The 326-nt window shown below is 36.8% G+C and carries 1 pseudogene; it reads left to right on the top strand.

Going from position 1 to position 326, the window contains the following annotated elements:
* Positions 1-183 precede the first annotated feature (183 nt).
* A pseudogene (locus BTM36_RS30090) lies at positions 184-326 on the top strand (ATP-binding protein); the annotation flags it as partial.

Below are 326 nucleotides of genomic sequence, written 5' to 3'. Positions count from 1 at the left end.
TAGATCAGATGATGGAATACGAGATTAAAGGATGTGACTGGATTGTATGCGTGTGATATTCAGATATAAGACGTGGCTTAGGCAGGTTTTGCAGGATTTACATTAAGTGCGTGGAAAAACGTCTGTTTTAGGTAGCGTTAGATAAGCCAATGCATACAGTCTTTGATTTTTTTTTTTTCAAGTAATTTTCGGGTTGCTTTAGGTCGTATGTCAGAATTAGGGTACGGGATGGTTTTTGGGTCGGACGTACAAAAACAGTTTTTCTTAAAACAGATTAAAGGCCGAGGGTATGTTGATAATGGGGATAATGTAATTTCTGAATTTTA

Source organism: Herbaspirillum sp. VT-16-41 (assembly GCF_001994935.1).
In the GTDB taxonomy this organism is placed as follows: domain Bacteria; phylum Pseudomonadota; class Gammaproteobacteria; order Burkholderiales; family Burkholderiaceae_D; genus Herbaspirillum; species Herbaspirillum frisingense.
Note: the sequence above shows the minus strand (reverse complement) of the source record. Positions and strands in the feature narration are given on the sequence as shown.